This is a genomic window from Nocardia vinacea NBRC 16497, from assembly GCF_000308835.1.
Taxonomy (GTDB): domain Bacteria; phylum Actinomycetota; class Actinomycetes; order Mycobacteriales; family Mycobacteriaceae; genus Nocardia; species Nocardia vinacea.
The window spans coordinates 1-7,050 of the sequence record NZ_BAGN01000095.1 but is presented as its reverse complement, the minus strand read 5'-3'; the positions used below and the strand labels follow the sequence as shown (position 1 = coordinate 7,050).

The 7,050-nt window shown below is 67.9% G+C and carries 5 protein-coding genes; 4 read left to right on the top strand and 1 reads right to left on the bottom strand.

The window, feature by feature from the left end:
• Positions 1-278: 278 nt before the first annotated feature.
• Together ON44_RS12525 and ON44_RS12520 are read left to right on the top strand one after the other, a co-directional pair.
• On the top strand, positions 279-1,091 hold the full coding sequence (locus ON44_RS12525) for a ParA family protein (protein ID WP_306306479.1): 813 nt from the start codon (positions 279-281) through the stop codon (positions 1,089-1,091).
• A 117-nt stretch (positions 1,092-1,208) separates the two neighbouring features.
• Positions 1,209-2,564 carry an NAD(P)/FAD-dependent oxidoreductase gene (locus ON44_RS12520; protein WP_051181926.1) on the top strand — a complete coding sequence of 452 codons (1,356 nt, stop codon included), beginning with the start codon at positions 1,209-1,211 and terminating at the stop codon, positions 2,562-2,564.
• 104 nt (positions 2,565-2,668) lie between these two features.
• Here ON44_RS12520 and ON44_RS12515 read toward each other — a convergent pair whose 3' ends face one another.
• Positions 2,669-3,565: an alpha/beta hydrolase gene (locus ON44_RS12515; RefSeq protein ID WP_083897827.1), complete on the bottom strand. Its 897-nt coding sequence runs from the start codon at positions 3,563-3,565 to the stop codon at positions 2,669-2,671.
• 261 nt (positions 3,566-3,826) lie between these two features.
• On the opposite strand from ON44_RS12515, the gene ON44_RS12510 reads away from it, so the two are divergent.
• Together ON44_RS12510 and ON44_RS46690 are read left to right on the top strand one after the other, a co-directional pair.
• On the top strand, positions 3,827-4,528 hold the full coding sequence (locus ON44_RS12510) for a hypothetical protein (protein WP_051181924.1): 702 nt from the start codon (positions 3,827-3,829) through the stop codon (positions 4,526-4,528).
• Between the two features lie 139 nt (positions 4,529-4,667).
• Positions 4,668-7,050, top strand: a 2,383-nt coding sequence (locus tag ON44_RS46690) for an ATP-binding protein (protein WP_157187124.1), incomplete at its 3' end; no start/stop codon positions are given.

Genomic DNA, 7,050 nt, shown 5'->3' with positions numbered 1-7,050 from the left:
GGCCGCACAACGATCGAAGCTGCCCCGAATCGAACCCGGACGTGTGCAGGTCCTGGGATTCATTCCCGGCGATACGGTTTCGACCAAGCGGTCGGTTCAGTGAATTGTCAGCGATCGGCGCCCTGATTGTTGATGAGCAAGGACTCATGCGGGGTTTGTTGTTCGGTCCCAGGGGTGAACGGCTACCCTGGCGACATGTTGGCAAACTACCTGCGAGTTGATCTGCCTGGCAATCGGAGTGGCTCAGGGTCGGACACGAGCCGAAGCGTTTGCGAATCGTGAGTGCGGTCAATGCATCCGAACACTCGGAGCCCCGCACTGAAGCGCAGGTCATCGCCCTGTGCAATCAGAAAGGCGGCGTCGGCAAGACCACCTCGACCATCAACCTCGGCGCTGCGCTCGCCGAATGCGGTCGGCGGGTGCTGCTGGTCGACCTCGATCCGCAGGGCGCGTTGTCCGCGGGGTTGGGTGCCGTACTCAATGACCTGCCATCGACGGTATACGACCTGCTCGGGGGATCGGGAAAGCTGATCGACGAGGTGCTGATCAACACTCGCGTCGACAATGTCGATCTGCTACCGAGCAATATCGATCTGTCCGCGGCGGAGATTCGGTTGGTCAACGAGGTCGGCCGGGAACATTCACTGCGGCGGGTACTCGACCCGATTCGGGACCGCTACGACTACATACTCATCGACTGTCAGCCATCCTTGAGTCTGCTCACCGTGAACGCGCTTGCCTGCGCGGACGGTGTGATCGTCCCGATGGAATGCGAGTTCTTCTCGCTGCGCGGGGTCGCACTGCTCACCGACACCATGGACAAGGTCCGGGACCGGCTGAACCCGCGGCTGAGCCTGTTCGGCATCGTGGTCACGATGTTCGATCAGCGCCTGCTGCATTCGCGTCAGGTATTGGCCCGGGTTGCCGAGGTGTTCGGCGACCAGGTCTACGACACGGTGATCTCGCGGACGGTCCGCTTTCCCGACGCCAGCGTTGCCGGTGAACCCATCACCAGCTGGGCACCTCGATCCGCCGGCGCCGAGCAATACCGGGCCTTGGCCCGCGAGGTCATCCACCGATCCGGCCGCTGACGCCACGTCCACGACATGCACGACCACGCCGCATCGGGGTAGGGTCGCCGTGCCCTGCCCGCGATCGACGGATCTTTCGGACGTCGTCGGCGCCGTCACACCGACGAGGAGGACCCGGTGAGTCGAAGGGGTAACCGCCGCGCCGGGGACCATGCGGTCGTACTCGGCGGCGGGATCGCGGGTCTGTTCGCGGCCCGTATTCTGGCTGACCACTTTGCGGCGGTGACCGTCGTCGAGCGAGATCGGTTGTCGGCCGCGGAAACCAAACGCCGCGGCACCCCGCAATCGCAACATTCCCACGGCCTGCTGATGCGCGCCGCCGATATCGCCGAGTCCCGGTTTCCCGGCCTGATCGACGAGCTGATCACCGATGGCGCGAAGGCCGTCAGCGCATTCGATGATTTCCGGGCGATCTTCTTCGGAAACGTCCTGTACCGCGCTGAATTGGGCAGAACGTCCGTTGCCGCCAGCCGGCCATTTCTGGAATCGCATGTGCGTGTCCGGGTATCGGCGCTGCCGAATGTGACGATATGGGACGACGCTGTCGTAGCCGAGCTGGTCGCCTCCGATACCGGCGTCGGCGGAGTGCGGGTGATGCGCCGGGAGACCGCCGGCGAACCGGAGCCTGTCCATGCCGATCTGGTGGTCGACGCGATGGGCCGTGGTTCACGAGCCGGTGCCTGGCTCGAGTCGCTGGGGTACCCACGGCCACGCGAAGATCAGGTGCCCGTCGATATCGGCTACGCCACTTGCCATTTCCGACTGCCGCTGGACGCCGTCGGCGGCGATCGGATCGTCCTGGTGGGACCGATGCCGAGCCGACCGCGCGGGTTCGGGTTCGCGGCACAGGAGGGGGATTTGTGGGTGCTCTCGGCGTTCGGCGTCGGGAAGGAAAATCACCCACCGGCCAGTCCCGACGCACTGCTGGATTACGCCGCCGAGTGCGCACCCGACGATGTCGCCACGGTAATTCGCCGTGCGATACCTGTCGACGACGTAGCGACCTACCGGTTCCGCACGGCGGTATGGCGCCGGTACGAACTGCTGGATCGTGTTCCGGGAGGAATACTTTCGATCGGCGATGCGGTGTGCAGTTTCAATCCGATCTACGGCAGCGGAATGACTGTCGCGGCCATTGCGGCGGATCTACTCGATGAGGTACTCCAGCAGGGGACCGACGATCTGCCACGCCGATACTATCGCCGCGTCGGCCGCATGCTGCGCACCCCGTGGTGGCTGACCAAGGTCAGCGATATGACGATGCCCCCCGTCGAGCTCGGCTCACCAGGGGTGAAATCACTTGCGCATTCAGGCCTGAACAGGATGTTCCGGGCAGCGGCGGACGATCCGGCGACTGCGGCGAAATTCCTCGATGTGCTGAATATGACGAAATCCCCACTGCACATGTTCGATCCACGTGTCGCCGCCGCGACGATGGGATTGCATCGTCTTCGAGGACGCCGTACCGCGTAGGCCACTCGTGACAGCCTGGCATGCGATTCGTTCCGTGCCGGGCTGGGTAACGCTGGTCCCTGCCTTGGGACCAGCGCTACCCGCACCTGGCCGAGGATTCCGGATCACTCGGCCAAGGCGCGCCGAAGGGCTCCGGCCAGTTCGGCGTTCTGCCGCTGTGACACCTCCGCGGACAGGATCGCCTGGGAGCCATGGAAGGTGCCGCGCCACTGGTGCAACTCGACCGATACGCCAGCCGCCATGAGGCGCAATGCGTAGTCGATGTCTTCGTCGCGATTCGGGCAAAACTCCGCGGCGGCGATGTAAGCGGGTGGCAGGCCCGACAGATCGGTGGCTCGCGCCGGGGCCGCGTACGGCGTTGCGGGCGTGGAGCCCAGGAAATGCCCCCACATTTGCGCGACCTTGTCGCGAGTCACGAACGGCGTATCGGTGAAATTCCGCTGCGACCACGTCTCCTGCCGGTCGTCGAGTCCGGCTTGGTGGAGCAATTGGAAACGGATCGGCGGCCCCTGCTCGTCGCGCGCCCGCAACGCCACCGCGGCCGCGAGACCCGCGCCCGCGCTGTGGCCGCCGATCGCGATGCGCGTCGGGTCGATGCCGAGTTCGGTTGCGTGCTCGGCGGTCCAGTTCAGCACTGCGTAGATGTCATTGTGTGCGGCTGGGAACGGGTTTTCGGGGGCCAGCCGGTAGGCCACCGAGATCACGGTCGCGCCGGAGTTGTTGGCGAGCATCGTGGCCCACGGATGTTCGGTGTCCAGATCACCCATCACGAATCCGCCGCCGTGCAGCCACACGATGGCGCCCTGGGCCTGGTGTGGACGGTAGATCCGCACCGGCACATCGGGATCGGCTGGGACCGTGCGATTTTCGATCTCCAGGTTCGCGTCGTCGGTAACCGGTACCGCGGCGGCCAGCTCGGCGAGCTGTTTACGCGCGGTGGGCGGTTCGGACAGGTCCGACGGCGGGAACAGCGAGACGAATGGTTCGAGTTCGGGATCCATGACAGTTATCCTCGCGATCGGTCGCTCGGAGTTCATCCGCCAACTGTCGGGCATTTCGGCCCCAGTCCGCGACGAGCGCCGCATAGGCCGAGGCCACCACCGCGTTCGTATGTCGGTGCCACTACTGGGTGCAGGAGCGGGCGGCATGGGACGGTGCGCACTGCGTGACCGTCGATGCCGCTGATTCGTGGCAGGCGGTGCCACCGGGTTCGCAAGTCGGTCGCAAGTCGTGGTGAATGCCGGTGGCGGAGAGTGCGTTCCATGACGAGGACTGAAGTACCGCTCGCGACCGATCGAGACATCCGGTGGCGGGCCTACGCGCTGATCGCCGGGGGCGTGTTGTTCGCGGTGGGCAATGCGTTGCACCCATTGGAACATTCCGAAGCCGCCGAACAAGCGAGCACCTGGGCGGCCGCACACCTGACCTTCACCGTTGGTGCGGTGCTGCTGGCGGTCGGGCTCGGGGTGGTGACCTCGGGTTGGACCGGCGCCGCCGACCATCGAGCATCGACCACCGACCGCCGAGTGTCGGAAGGCGTCGGATCGGGTGTCACCGCCCCGCCGCCGAACGTGCGCGGCGGGATCGCGAAGGTCGCCACCGCCGGCGGGGTCCTGTTGTATCTCGGTCTGACCCTGGCCATTCCGATCGGCGCGTACCACGAGATCTACGTGGCCCCGCAGCTGTCGCACCACGAGCAACATCGAATCGAGGACGCCGCGCTGCCCGTGACCGGTCCGCTCGCCGCCGCCTTCCTGCTGGGAGTGTTGTTGATCGCGGTCTGCGCCCTGATCGCGCCGCGTCCTCGCATGGGCCGGGCCGCCGGAGCCCTGATCGTGCTCGCGGTCCTGGCCATGGCCGGGGCGGAAGGTCTGCCCGGTGCGGAGGGCCTGTGGATCATTCCCGGCACCATGGTGATGGGCCTGGTCCTCGCCGCCGCCGGAGTGCGCGCCCTGCGCGACTGAACGTCGCTGACCACGGACCGCGTCGTTTCAGCTTTCGCCGCGTGCGATGCGGTCACCGGTCCGTCGGTCGCTGTTGTCCGAGGGTATCGCTGCCCCGGATCGGTGGGTGTGGCGCCCGGTCGGGACTTAGGCTGGGGCAATGCGATCCGGCCGTGGAGTTACCGAACCGGTTGTCGCAGGCGATGTACCACCCGTGGTGACTGTGGACGTACTCGGCGCTCTGCGTGTGACGGTGGACGGCCGCCCAGCGGCCTTGCGCGGGCCGATGCAAGGCGCGGTGCTGGCGCGGCTGGTCGTGGCTGCCGGCGCAGTGGTGTCAGCCGATCGGCTGATCGAGGATCTGTGGCAGGGCGAACCGCCGCCCAAAGCCTCCGGCGCACTGCAAGCCCATATCTCCTACCTTCGCCGCGCCCTCGAACCCCACCGCCCGCCCCGTGCCCCCGCCCGCGTGGTGGTATCCCAAGCCCCCGGCTACGCCCTGCGCGCCGAACCCACCGCCGTGGACGCCTGGCATTTCGAGCGCCTGCTCGCCACCGCCGCCACCGAACCCGACCTATCGACCCGCTACCGAGCCCTGGACACCGCACTGTCGCTCTGGCGCGGCCCCGCCCTGGCCGCCTACGCCGATTCCGACTGGGCCGCACCGGAAATCACCCGCCTCACCGATATGCGCTGGACCGCAATGGAACAGCGCGCCGACGCCGCCATGCGCCTGGACCGCCCCGCCGAGGCCGCCACCACGCTGCACCGCCTCGTCGACGACCATCCCGAACGCGAAACCGCCGCCCGCCTGCTGGCCCTGGCCCTTTACCGCCTGGGCCGCCCCCTCGAAGCTCTCGCCGTCCTCCGCCGCATCCGCACCCACCTCGCCACCGAATTCGGCGTCGAATCCAGTCCGCCCCTGCGCGATCTGGAATCCGCCATCCTCACCCACGACCCGGCCCTGACCTTCGCTCCCGACTTCGGATCAGCCCGGCAGTCAGCCGAGATGCCTTGGCTCGGTAGCTATCTCGAAGCTGACGGCACCGATTCGCCTGGCAGCGGCTCGACTCCTTCCGCATCGGTGCGGGACAACCCGGCCACGTCACCGACCGCGGCGACAGGGAACGCCTCGCACCGGTGGGCATCGGATGATCGGACCGCTGCCGATTTCCCAGGCGCTCCGGCGCTCTCGGCTCCGCAGCTGCCCGACACGACCGGTTCACCAGACCCCGGACGGTCGAATCCGGCCGGGGCCGCGCCCGATGTCTCGGCGACCATCGCCGATTCGACTACTGGGCAGCTCGATTCGTCTCCGACTCGACCGGATTCGGCACCGGTGGGCACAGCGCTGCGCGCGATGCCGGAGGTCGTCGGCTACACCGAGCAGCGGGCCGCACTGCTGACAGCGGCGCGGGAAGCGTCGGCGGGCCGGGCGCGACTGGTGTGGATCGAGGGTGAAGCCGGTGCCGGGAAATCGACACTGGTCACGGCAGTTGCCGCAGAGCTGACCGAGTGCGGCTGGAATGTGGTCACCGGTCGATGCCCGGAGGTGGACGGCGCACCCGCGGCCTGGGCCTGGCGGCAGGCGCACGCGGAATTAGGCACTGTCGCAAGGGAATCCGATGATCCGATCGCGGGGTGGCGAGCGGAGGAGGCGGGGGCCGGGTGGGTGCCGCCGGTAGCCGGGGCGACCGTGTCGACGGTGGCGAGAGCGGTGGCTTCTGGGGTACTGCCGGAGGTGGAAGCAGGTTCGCCCGCGACGGTCGGGGCCGAGCCGCCGCAGATCTCGCTGGGGGTGGCGGATACGCCAGTGGCGGTGCGAACTGCGGCGCTGCGGGTTTCGCCGGGGGCAGAGGGGGATTCGACCCCGTTCGAGTTGGCGCGGGCCGTGGCGCGGCGGTGTGTGGGGGTGGGGCCGCTGCTGGTTGTGCTGGAGGACGCACATCGGGCGGATGGGGCGACCTTGCAGATTCTGCGGCAGGTGGTGGCGTGGACGGCGCGCGAGCCGGTGTTGTTCGCGGTGACGCTGCGCGGGTCGGAGGCGGGGGAGGAGGTGCGGGCCACATCGGCGGCGCTCGCGGCGGCGACGGCGGGGCGGTTGGAACTCGGCGGGTTGGATGCGGCGGCGGTGCGGATGTTGCTGGCGGCGGCCGGGGTCGCCGGAATCGAGGACGGCACCGTGGAATTGGTGCGGGAGCGGACCGGCGGTAATCCGCTGTTCGTGGCCGAGTTGGCGAAACTGGCTGCGGCGGAGGGGAATCCGCTGGGGGTGCCGGCGGGGGTGCGGGATGTGCTGCACCGCCGGATCGCCCGATTGCCCGCCGAGGCGGCGCGACTGCTGCGACTGCTGTCGGTGTGGGGTGACGAGGCCGATTTCGATTCGCTACTGCGACTGGCGGAGGAGACCGAGGAGACGCTGATCGATCTGGTCGATACGGCGGTGGTGGCGGGGCTGCTGCGGATCGACGGAACCGGTGGGCGAATCCGCTTCGGACACGCCTTGACTCGTGATGCCGTGTACGACGGAATTCCCGTGCTAC

Coding starts and splice junctions, on each gene's coding strand:
- ON44_RS12515 (WP_083897827.1), bottom strand. CDS start 3,565: ATGGATCCCGAACTCGAACCATTCGTCTCGCTGTTCCCGCCGTCGGAC.
- ON44_RS12510 (WP_051181924.1), top strand. CDS start 3,827: ATGACGAGGACTGAAGTACCGCTCGCGACCGATCGAGACATCCGGTGG.